This window comes from Pseudarthrobacter cellobiosi, from assembly GCF_023913755.1.
In the GTDB taxonomy this organism is placed as follows: Bacteria; Actinomycetota; Actinomycetes; order Actinomycetales; family Micrococcaceae; genus Arthrobacter; species Arthrobacter cellobiosi.
This window is the reverse complement of sequence record NZ_JAMXBJ010000042.1, coordinates 49,828-67,082: the sequence shown is the minus strand read 5'-3', so window position 1 is coordinate 67,082 and position 17,255 is coordinate 49,828. Positions and strand designations below refer to the sequence as shown.

The following is a 17,255-nucleotide window of genomic DNA, read 5'->3' as shown; positions in this document are numbered from 1 at the left end:
TCGACTACTGGCGTAACGTCCCGGGGTGGTGGCCGCGGCTCAGGTCCAGAGACTGATTCTCATCCTCCCGTGCGGCGCTCCTGGCCGTGCGCCGGGAAAAGAGAAACCGCTGCTGCACCACGTAGCTGACGGCCAGCAGCGCGATTTCAGCGAGGATCTTGGCCGGCAAAGCGGCCACGGAGAGCGAATCCAGGGCCGAGATGAGGCCATAGTTGGCGGCCAGGAGAACAAGAACCAGGCCGAAATAGCGCAGGCCGGCAGCCGCCGCGGGCCTGTCCCGGCCGTGCTGGAACACCACCTCGCGGTTGACGAGGAAGTTCACCGCCGAGCTCACGGCCCGGGCTCCCACCACGGCGAGCAGCAGAGAGTCGGTAACCAGGGTCAGGAGGAGGAACACCACGGTATCCACGAGGAACGCCGTGAAGGAGGACACCAGGAACTTCAGGAGCGGCGCGTAGATGCGGACCGAGTCCGCCACTGGCCGGAAATGGGACCCCGAATTGTGGTCGAGATAGACCGTGGCGATGTCCACGGTGTTGATCGCAAATCCGGCCTGCTTGGCTTCCAGCAGGAGGTTCAGCTCGTATTCGTAGCGCTCGACACGGACGGACCGCAGCCACGGGAGCATGGCAGCCGGATAGCCGCGGAGGCCTGTCTGGGTATCGGAAATGCGCTCGCCGGTGGCCAGCGCGAACAACCGCCGGGTGGCGCTGTTGCCGAACTTGCTGCGGGCCGGGACGTTGCCGGTGAAGTTCCGGGTGCCCAGCACCAGGGCCGGCGAACCGGGCTGCACCGCTGCCGCCACGCGGAGGATGTCCACGATGGTGTGCTGGCCGTCGCTGTCAGCACACACCACGTTCCGGTCCGGCAGGTGGTCAGCGATGAACCCGAACCCGGTCTTCAGCGCGAAGCCCTTTCCCCGGTGGCGGGAATACCCGATGACGTGGCACCCGAGTGCCTTGACGCCGTCGAACACGTCCTTGTAGTCAGGCCCGCTGCCGTCGTCAACCACCACCACGGTGGCCCACGGGCCACAGCCCCGGCGACGACGGCGCGCCGGACGCGGCTGCCCTTGCGTGGTTTGCTCTTGAGAGGAGTCATGCCTCATTTGTAGGCAACCAAGCTATCGCTTCGATTTGCCGAGGATGTGCTGCGCCTGTGAATAGGGACGGACCTTCTCTACGGCCATGTGCCGCCAGACGCCTGGGCCGGCAGCGGAGTCGCCGGAGAGCGTCCCGCACGCCGGAACGCTCCGGCGAACGGGCAGCTCTCCAGCGAATTCGCGCCGGGGTGGGCAGGCGGCTGGTCAGGCGAGAAGGTGCCGCTTAAAGCTGCCGTTGCGGCGTGGGCTTCGGGCGAGCGGGGGCGTCCGCCGGGCAGAGCCGCAGCGCGAGCTCCTGCAGTTCTTTGGGGTGGAACGGCTTGGTCAGGTAGGCAGCAGCGCCGGAGGCCATTCCGGCAAGGATGTCGTCCTCCTCGGACCTGGCCGTGAGGAACAGCATGGGAGCGGTACTTAAGGCCCGGATTGCCCGGGCAACGACGTGCCCGTCCATGTCCGGCAGGCCAAGGTCAAGGGTGATCAGCGCAACCGATGGTTCAGCGGCCGCAGCAATACCTTCGGCGCCGTTGGCGACCGAACGTACGGAAAAGCCTGCGCGGGTCAGGACCACCGTGATCAGACCGCGGATGTCATCGTTGTCCTCGATGACAAGACAGATGCGTTTTGTTTCCATGAAAGCCCCTCAGCCAGCATTGCCACCAGTGTACGGGCTGGTGGGGTGGTAAACCGTCAAAGTGACGTATTCCGCAACCGTCCTCCGGTCGTCTCAGCGGTCACGTCGCTGGCCGCCGGCTCCGGGGCGAGGTTCAGCCGTCGTAGTGCGTCTGGGCCGGCCCCTGGCCCAGCGCATTCACCACGGCCGCGGCGACGATATGCAGCTTGGAATTACGGGTGCTGGACGCCGCTTTGAGGAGCTCGAACGCGTCCTGCTGGCTGCACCGGTTCTGGGCCATGATGATGCCCACCGCCATGTCGATCACCGTGCGTGATTCGAGGGTGGCACGCAGATGCGCCGCAGTCTCGCTGTAATGCGCGAAACGCACCGCAAGCCGCAGGGCCAGGGAGGTCTGGCGGACGAAATCCTCCGCAGCCTTCAGGATGCGGCCTTCGAAGCGGTAGGTCCGGTGGGAGTAGAGGAGCAGGGTGGCTTTGGTTTCCCCCTCCAGCCGGAACGGGATGGCCAAGACTGACCGGATGCCTTGGTCCAGGACGGCTTCGGAGTATTCGGGCCAGCGCGCTTCGTCTTTCACGTCAGGAACATGGACCGTCACCTGCTCCAGCGAGGCAGCCATGCCCGGGCTTTGCTCGGACTGGTATTCAATCTGGCTGACAGCGCGGGCAGCGGCGCCGCTGCTGGCAATGGTGGCCGCCTTGCGCTGACGCAGGAGAGTGATGCCGCACAGCACTTCGTCACCGGGTTCGGAAAGGGTACGGGCCGACACCCGGGCAAGCTCATCCAGGAACTCCTCTACGTCGGAGCTGTTGAGGAGTTCTTCGTGCAGATGCTCGGCGATTGATGTAGCTGTTTTTGCTGTTGACTCGCTGGCCACGGTTCTTTGTGCCATTCGCTCAGGTCAAACGAACCGGCACCCCCCCCGCACAACCCCGCCGTAGTGGCAAAAGGGTGGCGACGGTCGCTGGATCGACGAACTGTCCAACGGCCTGCTGCTAAACCGATATCCAGAATTATATACAGGCCAGAGCCTTGGGAAGCGCCACAAGGCGGCCACGCCGGGGAGTACTCAAGTACTACCTGCTTACCGTGCGGGTGGCACCGCCCGAAGATCCGGCAGGGGCTCTGGGCTTGAAACTACAAGGAATGCGGCGGGTTCCCGAGCGCCCGCACGTAGAGTCCCTGCGCATCGGACACCTCACGCCACGTCGACGAAAACTGAGTACCCTGCCCCTCATCCAAGAGGGCGCGGCCGGGGAGATCCACAAAAGTCCAGTACTGCTACGCGTTGTTGGGACCACCATGGCCGGGAAGTATGGGCGTCATCGATCAGCCGGAAGCAAGGTCCCTTAGTGGTTCCCGATGGCTGTGCGTCTCAGCATCTGTCTTTACCCCCAGCCCAAAGGAGTCTCTCTCATGCGCAAAATGACCAAGAAGAACAAAGTCCTGGCAGCAGCCGGTGCCCTGGCACTGGTAGCCGGCAGCGGCGGCGCTGCCTACGCCTACTGGACCACCACAGGCGCCGGTTCCGGCCAAGCGACCAACTCGGCAGGTGGCGGCACCGTGGCCCTGCACGCGAACTTCACCGGCGGACTCACGCCCGGAGACTCCCGTGCGGTGACCTACACGGCGGACAATGCCGACCCGAACACCAGCACCCAGGTGGGGGTCCTGACCGCCAGTGTGAGCACCGACAAAGCCGGCTGCGATTCAGCCTGGTTCGATGTCACAGCGGACACCAGCAACACCACGGTCGCGAAGAACTCGACCGCGACAACTGTGGGCAGCGGAACCCTGACGTTCAATGACAGCTCAACGGTGGACCAGAGCGCTTGCAAGGGTGCCATCGTCACCATCACCGTGGGCAGCGTCTAACAAGCTTCGCCGGCGGGGAGGAGCAGAACCTCCCTGCCGGCGAATTCCACATCTCCCGCTACTGTCAGACCAGCCAGAAGGGCTAGACGTGCAGAACGAATCTGGGTACTTCCGCACAGCCATGCGAAGAACCACCACCGTAGCGAAGGTGCTGCTGGTGGGTCTTGTGGTGATGCTCGTTTCGGCGGGCACCATCTTCGCGGCCAGCCAGGGCGGGAGCCAGGGCAACAAATCAAAGGGCGTCACCATCCAGGTGAATCCCTCCAGCCGGACGGTTGACCGGGGCGACCCGGTCAACTATTCGGTGTCCCTGACCTCCACCAACGGGTTCAGCGGCAGCGTCACCCCCACTGTTTCGGGCCTGCCGGCCAGTACGACGGCGGCCTTCGCGTCGGCGTCGGTCACTCTCGCGTCGGGCAAGACAGCCACAGTCACACTGACGGTGGCGACGTCGGCCACCACTCCGGACGGCAAAGCGGACCTGACCATCGCCACGGCCGCCGGCGCAAGCCAGGCCGCCGCCGTTGTGGTCCAACTCCACGTTCAGTCATCCAACAAGACGTTCAGTATTTCGGGGAATCTCGGCACCCAGCTCACGCCCGGATCAACGCTTCCGCTGAACCTTTCGATTTCCAATCCCAACAACAAGACTCTGTCCCTGAGCAGTCTTTCGGTCGCTATTACAGCCATCAACCGGACGCCCGCTGCAGTGGCTGCGGGGCTTCCCTGCACGGCCGCGGACTACGTGGTAACCAACTACTCGGGCCCGTATCCGCTCAGCGTTCCGCCCGGAACACAGACTCTTGAGTTGCTCGTCGTTGATTGGCAGACGTGGCCTCGAATCTCCATGCTGGATACCACACTGAACCAGGACGGCTGCAAGGGCGCCACGCTCCAGTTCGCATACTCCGGCTCAGGGCAGGGAAGCTGACATGACACCGAAGCACAAGAAGGCTTCCCGACGGTTGGCTGCCAAGACTGCGGCAGCAACCGTCACCCTCTGCCTGGCCACTGGAGTCGGCGGCGCCTACGCGTACTGGGCCACGGTGGGTGCCGGATCGGGCGCCGCAACCAGCGGCACCATGGCAACCGTCACCGTAGACGCCCTCGTGGTGGGCGACGGCCCCCAGAACACCCTCGTCCCGGGCGGCACCGCCGATGTTGCCGTCCGGGCGCACAACCCCAACGGCCACGCCGTGCAGGTCTACGCCATCCGCGGCAACGGGGCCGCGACGGCGGACGCCAACCACCCTGGCTGCACCACCACGGGCGTGACTTTCGTTGAACCTGCCGCTCCGCTGGCCCCCACAGTGAGTATTCCGGCGAATTCTTCCGTGCTGATCACATTGCCGGGCGCCGCCGCCATGTCCACGGCATCGTTGTCAGGATGCCAGGGCGCCACGTTCAGTTTGCCCGTCACTTTGGAGGCACGGAAATGAGCCGCCCCATCCAGAATCTCCCACCTGGGCAGCAGCCGCGAGCGCGCCGGAAGGCCCGCATTGCCGGCGTCATGGCGGCGGCCCTCGTCATTTCCTGGGGCGCCCCGGCGGCCAACGCCTACTGGCAGACGCTGAGCAGCAACAACGGTGGCGCCAGGGCCGATTCAATCCTTGGGATCGCAGCGCCGACGGCGTCCGCTTCGGCAGGTGCCGCCTCCGTCAGTTGGGCGCAAGGCGCGACGGCGGCGGGCCGGCCGGTTGCCGGCTACACCGTTGCCCGCTACTCGTCGGCGACCGGGGGGACAAAAGTTGCCGCTGGCGGTGCCTGCGCGGGAACCATCGCGACGCTGACCTGCAGCGAAGCTGCCTTACCTACCGGAACCTGGTACTACACAGTCGCACCCGTACTGGGAGCCTGGGCGGGGCCGGAGTCTGCCCGCAGCGTGGGAGTCACTGCCGCGGACACCACGCCCCCCGACACGCCAAGCATTACGGCGCCGGCGATGATCACCAGTAACACCCCGGTGTCCTCCGTTCCGGTCAGCGGCACTGCTGAGGCAGGGTCATCGGTGACGATTACCGTCAAGGACGCGGGCGCCGTACACACTACTTCGCAGACAGTGGTTGCCAGCAGCTCAGGCGAGTGGTCGGCCACCTTCAACCTGGCCACATTCAACGATCCAACGATCTCCTATTCTGCGGTGGCCAAGGACGCAGCAGGCAACGTCAGTCTTGTTGCGGGGACGGCGACGTCGAACAAGGACACCACGGCGCCCGCCGTCTCTGCGATTACCCTCTTGAACGGCGGTTCCAATAACAACATCGACCCGGGCGACAGGGTGGTCCTCAAGTTCTCAGAGGCGCTGGATCCATCGACGATCTGCAGCAACTGGAGCCCGACAGGCGGCAGCCAGACTGTGAACGGTTCGGAACAGGTCACTGTCAACGTCAGCACTGACGAGATCCTGAGCGTCTCCATAACAAGCGCCGGGTGTGGAACTGCGAGAATTGGTTCCGTGGCGCTTGACGCAAACTATGTGGGCACTGCGGCTCTGAGTTTCCACGGCACAGGCATCAGTGGTTCCGCGGCTTCGTCGCTTGCCTGGAACGCCTCGACGTTTGAACTCACCATTACGCTCGGCAGCAGCCGTGGTGGCACGCCCAATTCGGAGACCAAACCAGGGAACCACCGCTACACTCCGGCCGCGGGGCTGAAAGACATTGTTGGTTACCCGCTACCAACAACAACCCTGACTGGTGCCAACTCCAAGTTCTAACCCCGCAAACCAACGCCAGCCTCCGGATCCCTTCCCGGAGGCTGGCGTTGTGCTGCGACTTATGGGCAGAATGAAGCACACACTGGCGCTGCCGACGGTGGACCCGAGACCAGCCGGCAAGGACGCCGCGGAGGGACAGGAACATGACCAGACTGCTCATCATCGGGCCGCCGGGCTCAGGAAAAGGCACCCAAGCGGTGCATATCGCCAAGCACTTCAGCATTCCGAACGTATCCACGGGCGAAATCTTCCGGACCAATGTCAGCCAGGAGACTCCGCTGGGCGTTGAGGCCGCCAAGTATCTCGACGACGGTGCTTTTGTGCCGGACCATCTCACCAACGCCCTGGTCAAGGACCGGCTCCTCGACGCCGATCTGCAGCCCGGTTTCCTGTTGGACGGGTATCCACGGACAGCTCCCCAGGTCATGGAACTGGACAACATGCTGGCCTCCCAAGGCCACCGCCTCGACGCCGTGGTGGAACTCCGTGCACCGGATTCCGAACTCGAGCAACGGATGCTGCAGCGGGCCAAGGAACAGGGCCGGGAGGACGACACCATCGAAGTATTCCGGCACCGGCTGGACCTTTACCACCGCGAAACCCACGAGGTCGTGGCGGTCTACGCCGGCCGGGGCATGGTGGTTTCGGTGGACGGCAGCGGTGACCCCGGCGCCATCACCACACGTGCCATTGCCGCCGTCGAAAAATTCCTAGCAGCAGGAGTATCCCCATGAGAATTGCAGTGACCGGCGGCAGCGGAAAACTGGGACGGCATGTGGTCCGCAGGCTGACCGACGACGGCCACCAGGTGCTGAACCTGGACCGGGCGGGGGAGCGGCACCGCGGGTTGGCAATCGTGGACCTGCGCAACTATGGCCAGGTCCTTGACGTGTTCCTCGGTCTCGACGACCGGCATGACGGCTTCGACGCAATCGTCCATCTGGGAGCCATTCCGGCGCCTGGCATCATCCCGGATGCCGCCACCTTCGAGAACAACATGCTCTCGACCTACAACGTCTTCCAGGCGGCGCGGCGGGCCGGCATCAAGAAGGTGGTTTACGCCTCCAGCGAGACGGTGCTGGGACTGCCGTTCGACGTCGACCCTCCCTACATCCCGGTGGATGAGGAATACCCGGCCCGGCCGGAGAGCACGTACTCACTCGTGAAGCATCTTGAGGAGCAGATGGCGATCCAGCTGACGCGCTGGGATCCGGAGCTCAGCATTGCGGGCCTGCGGTTCTCCAACGTCATGGATCCTGAGGACTACGAACGGTTCCCGTCGTTCGATTCGGACGCCAGTGCGCGGAAGTGGAACCTCTGGGGCTACATCGACGGGCGCGACGGCGCACAGGCTGTGGCGCGTGCGCTGGAAAACGGCCAGCCCGGGTTCCAGGCTTTCATCATCGCGAACGCGGACACTGTCATGACGCGTTCCAGCGCCAGCCTCGCCGCGGAGGTGTTCCCCAACGTCACCGTGACCAAGGAGTTGGGCGAACACGAGACTATGCTGTCCATCGACAAGGCCCGGCGCCTGTTGGGCTACGAGCCTGAACACACGTGGCGGACCTACCACTCCAACAGGACCACGCCCACGGAAGACTGAATCGCGGAAGGCTGAACCCGAAAGCAGGCCACTGAGGAGGGCGGTCCCTCAAGAATTCCGCAGGCGCCGAAGGGTTGGCGCAGGATCAGCTCAATTCCCGGCCGCGGCGCGTGGCGGGCTCCTAATCTGGTGATAGGCGGGGATTCTCTGCCGCCCGCAACAGTCCAGACCGCCACGCTAGGACCCCACCATGCGCACCTTCCGTTTTGTGCTGCCCGCTGCCGCCATGCTGATTTCTGCCGTGGCAATGACCGCCTCGGGCCTGCCCGCCGGGGCCGTTGAGCCGGCCCTTGCCCCCGCCGGCACCGACGCAAACGTCCGCTACCTGGTCCGCTACGCCGCGGAAACGGACGTCCCGGCCGAGGCGGCGCGCCTGAAGTCCCAGGGCATCGGCGTCGGCCGCTCCTTTACCCACGCCCTGCGCGGCGCCGTGGTTACGGCATCGCCGGCGCAAGCCGCGGCATTGTCCCGCTCGGCGGGCGTCGCCTCGGTGGAGGTGGACGCCCCCATCACACTCTCCGCAACGCAGCAGCCCGCGCCATGGGGGTTGGACCGCGTGGACCAGCGGGCCCTGCCGCTCTCCGGTTCCTACACCTGGACCGCCGCCGGCGCCGGTGTCAGCGCTTACGTGGTGGATACCGGCGTGCTCGCCTCGCACACAGAGTTTGCCGGCCGCGTGGCAGCAGGCTGGACAGCAGTGGCCGATGGCCGCGGATCCGGCGACTGCAACGGCCACGGCACCCATGTGGCCGGAACGGTGGCCGGAACCACCTACGGCGTGGCAAAGGCGGCGACGATCGTCCCCGTCAGGGTCCTGGACTGCTCCGGCTCCGGTTTCAACTCCGACGTTGTGGCCGGCCTGGACTGGATCGCCGGCAACCACGCCGCCGGAACGCCCGCCGTGGTGAACATGAGCCTGGGCGGGGCGGCCAGCGCGGCTGTGGATTCCGCGCTCCAGGGTGTCATCAACGACGGCGTCACGGCAGTGGTTGCCGCCGGCAACTCCGCCGCGGACGCCTGCGGGAGCTCGCCGGCGCGGCTCCCCGCAGCGGTCACCGTGGCGGCCAGCGATTCCGCCGACCGCCAGGCTTCCTTCTCCAACTTCGGTTCCTGCGTGGATCTGTATGCACCTGGCGTCGGCATTGTCTCCGCGTCGTACACCTCAAACACCGCAACCGCGTCCATGTCCGGCACATCCATGGCAGCGCCCCACACGGCAGGCGCCGCGGCGGTGCTGCTGTCCCAGAACCCGGCACTCACACCGGCCCAGATTGCTTCGGCGCTGACCTCGAACGCCACCGCCGGAGTCATCACGGGCACCGGGACCGGCACGCCGAACCGCCTGCTGTACGCGGCGGCACCCGCGCCCGCACCGGCACCGGCACCCGTGGCGCCTGCCCCCACAGTTACGGCCAAATCACCCGCAGCACTGTCGACGGCGGTACCCGTGGCCAGCAATGTGACGGCCACGTTCAGCAAGGCCGTCCAGGGTGTTGGCGCCGGAACATTTTCGCTCCGGAACGCCGCCGGCACCGCCATCCCGGCAACGGTCAGCTACAACGCGACAACGAAAACGGCCACCCTCGATCCGTCCGCCAACCTGGCCGTGGATGCCACCTACACGGCGACGCTGGTGGGCGGCGCCACCGCCATCCGCGACACCGAGGGCACGCCCTTGGCCAGCACGAGCTGGACGTTCACCACCGGCCCGGCGCCCACGGTTACAGGGTTCACGCCGGGCAGCAACTCCCTCCTGGTCAGGCGGAACAACAACCTGTCGGTGACCTTCAGTGAGCCGGTCCAGGGGGTCAGCACCGCCACGTTCACGGTGAAGAACGCGGCCACCGGGGCTGTGGTCCCGGCTGCCGTCTTCCGCAACGGAACCACAAATCAGTGGATCCTGGACCCGCAGAACAGCCTTGCGGCCAAGACGAAATACACGGTGACCGTCACCGGCGGCGGGACGTCCATCCGAGACCTCGCAGGCAATCAGCTGGCCACCAGGACATGGCAGTTCACCACGGGTTCTTTCTAGCTGTCGGTGGGGGAAAGGGAGGCCGACGGCGGCAATTGGGGGGGGGCGCCGTCGGCCTCTGTTGTGTGCCGCGGGGACGCATCCGGCGCCTCGCCCTGGTGGTGCTGGGACCAGATATGGCCCACTTCTTCGGCGAACTGTTCCACGATCCTGCTCATGGCGGCATGGGCGGCGCCGGCCTCGCCCCGCTGGATGGCGCTGGCCACGTCCACGTGCAGCTGCAGTGCTTCGTGATGAGGCAGATGGGGCATCAGGCCGTGCTCCGTCCGGCCGGTGAGGACCTCGGCCACAAGAGTCTGGAACTGGGCAAACATGGCGTTTCCTGATGCGTTGAGGACGGCGGCATGGAACTCCACGTCCAGCCGGAGGAATTCGTCGCTGTCGCCGCGCTGGCCGGCCGCCCACAGCCGCGCTGCCCGGGAGACCAGATCGCTGCCGGCATCCCAGGACGCCCGTTCGGCCGCGAGCCGGGCAGCCTGCGGTTCGATCGCGCCGCGGAGCTCGTTGAGGGCCTGAAGCTGCTCCAGGCGGCGGGACGAGGCCAGCCGCCAGCGGATCACTTGGGGATCGTAAAGGTTCCACGCCTCTTCGGGCTGCACCACGGTGCCGAACCGCCTGCGGGATGCCAGCATGCCTTTGGGGCGGGGCCGCCGGTGAGCGTGATGTTCGGGCCGAACATGGAGCCGAAACCAATCGGAGCGTCCTCGTACTGGGGCACGCCCACCCGGCTGATGACGCCGCCCGGGCGGATAACGCCGAGGGCCTGATCGTACGCCGGCCGGTACCCCACGCACTCAAGCACGGTGTGCGTTCCGTCGCCGCCGCTGAGCTCGCGCACCTTCTCGATGCCGGCCTCACCGCGCTCGGCGACGACGTCGGTGGCGCCGTATTCGATGCCAAGGTCAGTGCGGGCCTTGTGCCGGCCCATCAGGATGATCTGCTCGGCACCGAGTTGCTTGGCGGACAGCACCGCCATCAGCCCGACGGCGCCGTCACCGATGACCGTGACCGTGGTCCGGGCGTTGACGCCTGCCTTGATGGCGGCGTGGTAGCCGGTGCCGTAGACGTCCGAGAGGGTCAGCAGCGACGGCAGCAGCTCGCTGTCCTCACCCACCGGGGCCTTGACCAGCGTGCCGTCGGCGAACGGGACCCGGACGGCCTCGGCCTGGGCGCCGCCGATGCCGCCGGAGGCCCAGAACCCGCCGTGGCGGCAGGAGGTCTGCAGGCCTTCACGGCAGAAATCGCAGGTACCGTCGGACCAGGCGAACGGGGCGATGACGAAGTCCCCCTTCTTCAGGGTGGACACGTCCTTGCCCGTTTCCTCGACGGCGCCGATGAACTCGTGGCCCATGGGGCTGCCCTGCCTGGACGAGGGCATGCCGTGGTAGGGGTGCAGGTCGGAGCCGCAGATACAGGAATTGACGATCCGCACGATGGCGTCGGTCGGATTCTGGATGACGGGGTCGGGCACATTCTCCACGCGCACGTCGCCGGCGCCATACATGATGGTTGCTCGCATTTTCGTTTCCTCATCACTTCGTCAGGGGCAGGAGCCCGGGTGTTCCTTCAATAGCCAACCGCACATTCCGCAAGTGTGGGAGTGGCTGTTGATACAGGTACCCGCAGTGCCTCCCAACTCAGACTTGCAGCTCAAACTCCGTGTGCCCGTGCCGGATCCCATTGATTTGCAGCTCCAGGGCGTGGACCCCCGCGCGGTGCACCCGGGTGGTCATCTGCCGGAAGGCATGACGCTTCGAGAGTGTGCGGGTCTCACCGGCGGCGAGGGTGAGCGCCGCGATCTTGAAGACCTTGGCCGATTGCGTGCCGTTGGCTTTGACGTAGTGGACCACGTAGTCCACCGCGAGGCGCGCATTGTAGTTCCCGGTGTTGGCGATCGCGAAGTCGAAAGCCAGTTCACCCGGTATGGCCACCGAGTTCCGGTCCAGCCGGGGCCCCGTGACAGCCACCGACGCCGGCGTGAACCCCTGCAGCGCGAGCGCACCGGGGTGGGCCTTCTTGATCAGGGTCCGCAGGCCATGCCTGACCACCCATGCGGTGTTGGCGTCCGGGGCGGCCAGCCAGCGAGCCGCCGTTGCCACCACCAGAGCGGGCGCGTGCCGCGCCACGTCGTTGAGGTGGTTCGCCACCGAGCGCCGCACGTACTCCGAAGGGTCCCGGTACAGGGCGTCCAGAATCGGGAGGGACGCCTCCGGATGAAGGACGACGGCGGGTACCCGCACCGCCCACGGGAGGTACGCCCGCGTCCCCTCGCTGGCCAGCCGACGGACATGCTCGTCCGGATGCCCGGTCCAGCCCTGGATGATCTTGAGGGAACGCTCCAGGTCCGCGGCCAGCAGCCGGCGGATGGCGAACTCGCCGGTGAGCCTCGGGGTCAGTTCGGCCAGGAGGGCCAGGCAGTCGTCAAAGTCAGGCGCGGCGCCAGATTCGAGGGCCAGCGTGACGGCCGTTTCGGATACCGGCCAGAGGATCCAACCTGTGAAACCGGCGCCGGAAAGTGCGCTCCGGAAGATGCGCGCCGCCGTCGGATATCCCGGATCCGGAAGTTGCCGCACATCCGCCAGCAGGGCGCTGCTCACCGCATCCGTCCGGCCGCGCAGGCTCAAGTCGTCCAACTGTGCGGCGGCAGCAGCGACGTGCGGCCAGTCCGATCCGGGAGCGGCCTCAGCCAGGATCCGGGCCAGTGTTTCCACGCCCTGCCGGTTGATCAGCTCATTCATCGCGCCCATTGAGTCAGGCTACCCCGGCGGGCTGACATGCCCGGCGGCAGGGGCCAACACCGCCCAGAAGGGATAATCTTCACCCTAAGCACTCTCCTTTACGGCGCACGGACGGAATCACAATGGCAGAGCAGGCACGCAAGAACAGTCTTTGGCGGACCTTCCATGACAAGTTCGTGGTGGAGGAACGCTTCATGGAACCGGCCGCGCGCAAAGCCCTGTACCGGACGGCGATGGTCCTTATCGCCGTGGGAGCCCTGCTGTTTATCGCCACGCTGGTGGGCGTCCTGCAGAGCAACACCGGCCCGTGGGGTCTCGACGAATCCATCCGCGACTGGCTGCTCTCGCTTCGGTCAGAGTCCCTCACCGCGGTGATGATCTTCCTCGCGGTGGTCTTCGGTCCCGTCGCCCTGCCCATCATCGTGCTGGTGGTGACGGTGGTCTGGGGGGTCGCGGCGAAACACGCCTGGCGGCCCATCGTGCTCGCCGCCGCGATGCTCACAGGCGTCGTGATATCGCAGATCATCCTGGCGATCGTCCAGCGCTCGCGGCCCCCGGTGGAACTGATGCTGTTCGGCGCCGACCACACGTTCTCGTTTCCGTCCGGCCATGTGCTGGGTGCCTGCGACTTCCTGCTGGTGACAACCTTCCTGGTGTTCTCGCGGCGGAAAAACCGGAGGACGGCCGCCATCGGCTTCGTTGGCGCGGGCATCGGCGTTGTTCTAGCTGCGCTGAGCCGCCTGTACCTCGGCTACCACTGGCTCAGCGACGCCATGGCCTCGGTCTCCCTCTCGCTGCTGATCCTCGGTGCCGTCATCGCCCTGGATACGTGGCGGACCGCCCGGATCCCCGGCGAACGGATCACCGGCGAGCTCTCCAAAGCGGACGCGCCGGGGGATTAGCCGCGATGGCAACCGAGGACGATGTGCGGCGGATGTGCCTGCCGCTGCCCGGTGTCACCGAACGCAGCAGCTGGGACCAGCCCGCGTGGTTCGCGAAGGCCCTGATGGCGCGCATGTGGGAGGACGGCGTGCTGACGGTGAAGACAACCGAGCGGGAGGCGCTGGCCGGTACGGAACCCGAGACGTATTCCTGGACTCCGCACCATGAGCGATCGCCGCAGCTGGTGCTGGTCCGGCTGGCCCGCATCGGCCGACGAACTCGGAGAACTGCTGGAGGATTCCTACCGGCTGGCGGGCGGTCTGGGGTCCGGACCAGCCGCAGGACACTAGAGCTCGGGGAGTGACCGCGCACGCTTGAGGGCACGGTGCAGCCTGGCGTTGGTGGCCTCAAGTTCCAGGACTTTTGCGATGCCGGCCAGGTTGAGTCCTTGCTCCAGCAGTTCCCCGATGTGCAGGAGTACGGCGATATCGGCATCACTGTACTGGCGGGTACCACCTGAGGTTCGGGCGGGCGTGAGCAGGCCCCGTGTCTCGTAGAGCCGGATGTTCTGCTGGCCTGTGCCCGTTAGCTGGGCCGCCACGGAGATGGCATACAGTGCCCGTCCGGCCGTGGGCAACGGTTCATGCCCTGAAGTGGGCCCTGTCACGTCAGCTCCAAATTTCCTCCAAAGTTGTCTTGCTTCAGCTTCCCACGAGTGCTATAAAAAATCTATATCCACCACCATAGATAAGTGGAGCGGTGGGTAATGCGATCAAAATCAACAACTTCACGCTGAAGGAGTGGGAAATGATGTTAATGCGCACGGATCCGTTCCGTGAGCTGGACCGGCTCACCCAGCAGGTCTTTGGAACGGCGGCACGGCCGGCAGCCATGCCCATGGACGCCTGGCAGGAAGACGGCGAATTCGTGGTCGCGTTCGACCTTCCGGGTGTCAAGGTGGACACCGTGGACCTGAACGTCGAGCGCAATGTCCTGACGGTCCGGGCGGAGCGCCTCGATCCGACCCAGCCCAACATTGAACTGGTGGCCTCCGAACGTCCCCGCGGGGTGTTCAGCCGCCAATTGATCCTGGGCGACACCCTGGACACGGACCACATCAAGGCCAGCTACGACCAGGGGGTCCTGACCCTGCGGATCCCGGTGGCGGAGCAGGCCAAGCCGCGCAAGATCGAGATCGAAACAAAGGGCCAGCTGCACGAAATCGGAGGCTAGCCCTTCCCCGGGGCGCCGGCAGCCTGCTACCGGCGCCCCGCGCCCATACCCATGAGTATTCCCGGAAGCCACCATGACCAGCCAGGCGGACTACTACGACGTGCTGCGGGTGGAGCCCGCTGCCAGCCAGCAGGAGATCTCCCGCGCCTATCGGGCGCTCATGCGCACCCATCATCCGGACCTTGGCGGCGGCGCACCAGACGGCGCAAAAGCTGGCGGCGACCTGTCCCGTGGCGAGCTGCTGCAGATCATGCAGGCATTCTTCGTCCTGCGCGACCCGGCGCGGCGCGCAGCCTACGACCGGAGCTGCACTGGCATAAGCGCGAGGGGCGCTGGTCCGATCGTAATCCCCGTCCGAAAGGTCAATAGCAGGGATGTTCCGGCTGGCAACACCATAAGAATCACGCCCGTGCGCTGGGAAAGCGGTCCGTGGACGTAGGCCCGAAAGACGACAGCCATCAACCGCGAGGAGGCGGACAACAATGACCGAGTGGCGCCGCTACGATTCCCACCTGATCCCCGCGTTCCACGAACGCTTCGAGCAACGCTGGGGCAAGGGCACCGCGCCGTTCCTGAACCCTGAAGCCCACGAAGAGCCGTTGCCCAGGGCCCAATGGATCAACCCCGTCACCGGCGCGGCCCTGGCCGTTGTGCCCGTGTGGACCGCAGAAGAGGAACAGCAGCGGTCCTTCGGAGTGTTCTACCTTCCGCCCGCCGGCGATATCTGGGTGCTCCGGCCCGGATACACCGGCTACCTGGAGCCGGCCGAAGACGACACGGAGCAACTCGTCACGCTCCGGAACGATGCCTACCGGAAGGCTGTTGCCCACGCCAAGGAATTTCTGTTCGGCTCACAATGAGTCGGCTCATCCTGCGAGGCCTGGTCCCGGGATGCCGGACGTTGGCATACCAGGCCCGGGAAACCCGGCCCTGGAAATCCGGGCCCCGGGAATCCCGGCGAACCGGCCGCGTCCGTGCCGCTGCCCAGCAGGCTGCGGGTGAGGGTTTCGGCGTCGGCCATCAGGTCCTCCACGGCGGCCGCCAGGTGCGAATCGGACACCGGCGCGTCATCCAGCGCCGCAGCCACCACGGCCCGCCGGACCAGTTCCCGGGCGAAGGATGCGGTGGTTCCCGCCGTCCGTTCCGCGGCGGCATCAAATGCCGCCGGGCTGAACGCCACCAGGCGGCCGTACAGTCCCAGCAGCCTGACCCGCTCGGCATGGGCCGGCAGCGGGATCTCCACCGCGAGGTCCACCCGGCCCGGGCGCTGCGCCAGCGCCCGCTCCAGCATGTCCGGCCGGTTGGTGGTGAGCACGAACGCGACGTCGGCGTCGTTATCCAGGCCATCCATGGCGTCGAGCACCTCAAACAGCAGCGGCTGCGGCCCGTGCCCGAAACTCCGGTCCTCGGCGATGAGATCGCAATCCTCCAGCACTACGATCGAGGGCTGCAGCGCCCGCGCCATGCGTGCCGCCTCCGAGATCCTGGCGAGGGAACCGCCCGAGAGGAGGATCGCCGTCGAACCTTCACTCTGGCTCAGCAGGTGGCGCACGGTGTGCGTCTTGCCGGTCCCCGGCCGGCCGTACAGCAGGATGCCGCGTTTGAGGTGCTGGCCGTGCTGTTTGAGGGACGCCCGGTGCGTGGCGATGCCCACGGTGTGGTCCGCGACCTTCTGCAGCAGGCCGTCGGGCATGATCACGTCCGACGCCGGGAGGCTGGGGCGGTGGTGGAACGTCACCCCCGCGGTGCTCGGCCCGTACTCGGACATGACTAAGGAGATGACCTGTCCCTTGAGGACGCTGTTGTTGTCCATCCGGAGGCGGAACTCGGCCAGGAATCCGGTGGCTGCTTCCGGCCGGGCGGCCAGCACTTCCAAAGTGGCGGACTGACGCCCGGTATACGGGGCCGCGTCGCGCTGCAATACGGCCAGCCTGTGCCCTTCGCGGCTGAAGAGCCAGAGCCCTATGGCCACCGCTTGGCGCTGCTGGTCAGGCCCCACGGCAAGGTTCGTGTACTCGGGCTGGGACAGGGGAAACTGGGGAAACAGCTGCGAGTGCTGCACCATGTCGCTGAGCGACTGGTGGTGCCGCTGGCCGCCGCCGCCGATGCCCACCAGCCGGCTGTCCGGATCCTGACCGGCAAACTCCGCCATCAGGATGTCCGCGTCCACAAACCGGTGCGGCAGGATGTTCTCCACAACCACGGAGAGGCCTTCAGCCGACTCACCCGGGTGCTCCGTCAGCGCCTCAAGCAGCCGCTTGCCCGCCTGCTGCCGGTGGTTTCCGGCCTGCGTCAGCTGGACCAGCTCGGAAAAATCGTCGATGAACTTCCCCAGTTTTTCATCATGCTCAGATCTAGCAGCGACGCTCGTCAGCAGCCCTGCCGTGTGCCATTCTGGGACGTACCCGTTCCACGCTTTCTCGGTCATGAAGGACTGAAT

General features: G+C 66.1%; 20 protein-coding genes. 12 read left to right on the top strand and 8 right to left on the bottom strand.

All coding sequences use genetic code 11. The annotated features are described in order from the left end of the window. Window positions 1-4: 4 nt before the first annotated feature. The 3 genes from NG696_RS09075 to NG696_RS09065 form a co-directional block, all read right to left on the bottom strand. Window positions 5-1,108, bottom strand: coding sequence for a bifunctional glycosyltransferase family 2/GtrA family protein (locus NG696_RS09075; protein WP_252575236.1), 1,104 nt, complete (start codon window positions 1,106-1,108; stop codon window positions 5-7). A gap of 217 nt (window positions 1,109-1,325) precedes the next feature. Then, window positions 1,326-1,733, bottom strand: coding sequence for a response regulator transcription factor (locus NG696_RS09070; protein ID WP_252570446.1), 408 nt, complete (start codon window positions 1,731-1,733; stop codon window positions 1,326-1,328). Window positions 1,734-1,866: 133 nt separating this feature from the next. Then, a complete protein-coding gene (locus tag NG696_RS09065) occupies window positions 1,867-2,610 on the bottom strand; it encodes an ANTAR domain-containing protein (protein ID WP_252575278.1) in 744 nt (247 codons plus the stop codon). Between the two features lie 539 nt (window positions 2,611-3,149). Between NG696_RS09065 and NG696_RS09060 the strand changes: the two genes are divergently transcribed. The 7 genes from NG696_RS09060 to NG696_RS09030 all read left to right on the top strand — a co-directional run bounded on the left by NG696_RS09060 (window position 3,150) and on the right by NG696_RS09030 (window position 9,962). After that, the gene (locus NG696_RS09060) at window positions 3,150-3,608 is read left to right on the top strand and encodes a hypothetical protein (RefSeq protein ID WP_252575234.1); all 459 of its coding nucleotides are present in this window, start codon (window positions 3,150-3,152) and stop codon (window positions 3,606-3,608) included. Window positions 3,609-3,696: 88 nt separating this feature from the next. Next, the gene (locus NG696_RS09055) at window positions 3,697-4,539 is read left to right on the top strand and encodes a hypothetical protein (protein ID WP_252575232.1); all 843 of its coding nucleotides are present in this window, start codon (window positions 3,697-3,699) and stop codon (window positions 4,537-4,539) included. Between the two features lies 1 nt (window position 4,540). Then, the gene (locus tag NG696_RS09050; protein WP_252575230.1) at window positions 4,541-5,047 is read left to right on the top strand and encodes a hypothetical protein; all 507 of its coding nucleotides are present in this window, start codon (window positions 4,541-4,543) and stop codon (window positions 5,045-5,047) included. Further along, window positions 5,044-6,324 (top strand): Ig-like domain-containing protein, encoded by a 1,281-nt coding sequence (locus NG696_RS09045; RefSeq protein ID WP_252575228.1) that lies wholly within the window; start codon window positions 5,044-5,046, stop codon window positions 6,322-6,324. Before NG696_RS09050 ends, NG696_RS09045 begins: the two co-directional genes overlap by 4 nt. A 143-nt stretch (window positions 6,325-6,467) precedes the next feature. Further along, the gene (locus NG696_RS09040) at window positions 6,468-7,058 is read left to right on the top strand and encodes an adenylate kinase (protein WP_252575223.1); all 591 of its coding nucleotides are present in this window, start codon (window positions 6,468-6,470) and stop codon (window positions 7,056-7,058) included. After that, a complete protein-coding gene (locus tag NG696_RS09035; RefSeq protein WP_252570435.1) occupies window positions 7,055-7,927 on the top strand; it encodes an NAD-dependent epimerase/dehydratase family protein in 873 nt (290 codons plus the stop codon). Before NG696_RS09040 ends, NG696_RS09035 begins: the two co-directional genes overlap by 4 nt. Before the next feature lie 190 nt (window positions 7,928-8,117). Further along, entirely contained in the window at window positions 8,118-9,962 is a 1,845-nt protein-coding gene (locus NG696_RS09030; protein WP_252570433.1) for a S8 family serine peptidase, read from the top strand. Here NG696_RS09030 and NG696_RS09025 read toward each other — a convergent pair. The 3 genes from NG696_RS09025 to NG696_RS09015 all read right to left on the bottom strand — a co-directional run bounded on the left by NG696_RS09025 (window position 9,959) and on the right by NG696_RS09015 (window position 12,709). After that, complete coding sequence (locus NG696_RS09025) at window positions 9,959-10,522, bottom strand: FadR/GntR family transcriptional regulator (RefSeq protein WP_252575221.1); 564 nt, start codon at window positions 10,520-10,522, stop codon at window positions 9,959-9,961. The genes NG696_RS09030 and NG696_RS09025 overlap by 4 nt on opposite strands. Then, on the bottom strand, window positions 10,519-11,481 hold the full coding sequence (locus NG696_RS09020; RefSeq protein ID WP_252575218.1) for an alcohol dehydrogenase catalytic domain-containing protein: 963 nt from the start codon (window positions 11,479-11,481) through the stop codon (window positions 10,519-10,521). The genes NG696_RS09025 and NG696_RS09020 overlap by 4 nt, the downstream gene beginning before the upstream one ends. A gap of 118 nt (window positions 11,482-11,599) precedes the next feature. Beyond that, complete coding sequence (locus NG696_RS09015) at window positions 11,600-12,709, bottom strand: DNA alkylation repair protein (protein ID WP_252570431.1); 1,110 nt, start codon at window positions 12,707-12,709, stop codon at window positions 11,600-11,602. A gap of 113 nt (window positions 12,710-12,822) precedes the next feature. Here NG696_RS09015 and NG696_RS09010 point away from each other — a divergent pair, with 113 nt between their 5' ends. Both NG696_RS09010 and NG696_RS09005 read left to right on the top strand, forming a co-directional pair. Then, entirely contained in the window at window positions 12,823-13,602 is a 780-nt protein-coding gene (locus NG696_RS09010) for a phosphatase PAP2 family protein (protein ID WP_252570429.1), read from the top strand. A gap of 5 nt (window positions 13,603-13,607) precedes the next feature. Next, window positions 13,608-13,946, top strand: a complete 339-nt coding sequence (locus NG696_RS09005) for an MmcQ/YjbR family DNA-binding protein (protein WP_252570427.1) — start codon at window positions 13,608-13,610, stop codon at window positions 13,944-13,946. Here the strand turns inward: NG696_RS09005 and NG696_RS09000 are convergent. Beyond that, window positions 13,929-14,249, bottom strand: coding sequence for a MerR family transcriptional regulator (locus NG696_RS09000; RefSeq protein WP_252570426.1), 321 nt, complete (start codon window positions 14,247-14,249; stop codon window positions 13,929-13,931). The genes NG696_RS09005 and NG696_RS09000 overlap by 18 nt on opposite strands. 143 nt (window positions 14,250-14,392) lie before the next feature. Here NG696_RS09000 and NG696_RS08995 point away from each other — a divergent pair, with 143 nt between their 5' ends. The 3 genes from NG696_RS08995 to NG696_RS08985 all read left to right on the top strand — a co-directional run bounded on the left by NG696_RS08995 (window position 14,393) and on the right by NG696_RS08985 (window position 15,675). Next, window positions 14,393-14,815, top strand: coding sequence for an Hsp20/alpha crystallin family protein (locus NG696_RS08995; RefSeq protein WP_252570598.1), 423 nt, complete (start codon window positions 14,393-14,395; stop codon window positions 14,813-14,815). Between the two features lie 73 nt (window positions 14,816-14,888). Continuing rightward, on the top strand, window positions 14,889-15,254 hold the full coding sequence (locus tag NG696_RS08990) for a J domain-containing protein (RefSeq protein WP_252570424.1): 366 nt from the start codon (window positions 14,889-14,891) through the stop codon (window positions 15,252-15,254). A 43-nt stretch (window positions 15,255-15,297) separates the two neighbouring features. After that, window positions 15,298-15,675, top strand: a complete 378-nt coding sequence (locus NG696_RS08985; protein ID WP_252570422.1) for a hypothetical protein — start codon at window positions 15,298-15,300, stop codon at window positions 15,673-15,675. Here NG696_RS08985 and NG696_RS08980 read toward each other — a convergent pair. Beyond that, window positions 15,624-17,243 (bottom strand): AAA family ATPase, encoded by a 1,620-nt coding sequence (locus tag NG696_RS08980; RefSeq protein WP_252570420.1) that lies wholly within the window; start codon window positions 17,241-17,243, stop codon window positions 15,624-15,626. The genes NG696_RS08985 and NG696_RS08980 overlap by 52 nt on opposite strands. Between the last annotated feature and the right edge of the window lie 12 nt (window positions 17,244-17,255).